Below are 1,475 nucleotides of genomic sequence, written 5' to 3'. Positions count from 1 at the left end.
TCCCCCGTTTCCGGCGACGCGGAAAAAGAAGACGCCAACTGTGGAGCAAGACAGATGACATTTATCAAAATCACCGCCGAGCTGATCAGCCTAACGCTGTTTTTGTCAGGGCTGTTTGCCATTTGCCTCGGACTGGCTGGTTGAAGGGGAGATTTTGCGATGACCATTTACACGCAGACAGCCCGTTATGATCATGGCCGCGCCTTGACCGAAGACGAATTGCGCCGCAATGCCCCGTCCATTTTTGCGACCACTGCCCACAAAAGCCGGTCGGAAAAATTCCAGCCGATCCCGACAATTGAAATTCTGCGGGCATTGATGTGCGAGGGGTTCATGCCCGTGGGTGCGAAGCAGTCGAAACCACGGGATGTAAGCAAGGCCGAATTTACAAAGCACCTGATCCGGCTACGCCGGTTCGATGACAGCAAAAAATACGCTGTGGGGGATACCGTTTGTGAAATCCTCCTGAAGAATGCGAATGACGGCACGTCCGCTTATGACCTGATGGCCGGTCTGTTCCGCATTCAGTGCATGAACTCCCTTGTTGCCCAAACCGGAACGCTGGACAGCGTGAAAGTGCGCCACAGTGGCGACGTGGGCGGAAAAGTCATCGAGGGCACTTATCGGGTGCTTGAAGCCGCACAAAAGGCCCTTGTTGCTCCCGCAGACTGGAGCGGGTTGACGCTTGCGAGGGAAGAAAAACAGATTTTTGCCGAGGCGGCCCATATTGCCCGGTTCGGGGACAGTGAAGGCGAAACCGATACACCAATCACCCCGGAACAACTTCTTTCGCCCCGTCGTACGGCTGACAGGAGCGGGGACCTCTGGACCACATTCAACGTGGTTCAGGAAAATGCGATCAGGGGCGGATTGAGGGGCGTGGCCCGTGATGCGAACGGACGCCGCCGCCGTGTTTCCACGCGCAAGGTCAACGGGATTGATCAGGATATCAAACTGAACAAGGCCCTATGGATGCTATCGGAAAAGATGGCTGAATTGAAAGGCTTGAAAGCTGCCGCGTAAAACGGTGGCATCGGCCCGCGAGATTGCAACCGAAGCAAGGACAAGGTAAGTCGGTTTCAGAGTGCAAAAAGCAGCAGCCCGGGCAGGGCGGGCGACTTGAGAGATGGCCTCTCAAGCCGAGGCAAACGGCCTTTGCACTCGAAAGGAGGTAACGGATATGTGGCTTTTGCCCATTAGCGTTACCCTTACATGGAAGAAGACCCGGAAGAGCCTGCAATTCTCGATCCGGGTCCAATTCACCTTGTAAGGAAACGGTTCGGCAGGGAAACCTGCCGGACCACTCCTGAAAGGAATGTAGCAAAGCCAGCCGAAAAATCAATCTGACATAGAGGTCGAAGCCGGGAAGCGGACCGGCCAGACCTGGCCGGACAGATCCTTGAAGACAGGGGTCCCCCCTACGGAGCGCGGCCCTGTCGCTGCGAAACGGCACACCAGCGCCGGTCACTTTGACC

1 protein-coding gene is annotated in these 1,475 nt (G+C 56.2%); it reads left to right on the top strand.

Annotation, left to right across the window (positions count from 1 at the left end; genetic code table 11):
* Positions 1 to 159 precede the first annotated feature (159 nt).
* A complete protein-coding gene (locus tag E1297_RS01875) occupies positions 160 to 1,023 on the top strand; it encodes a DUF932 domain-containing protein (protein WP_155133176.1) in 864 nt (287 codons plus the stop codon).
* The last annotated feature ends 452 nt before the right edge of the window (positions 1,024 to 1,475 follow it).

The sequence above is a fragment of the Roseibium sp. RKSG952 genome, from assembly GCF_009711355.1.
This window is presented reverse-complemented; position numbering and strand designations above follow the sequence as displayed.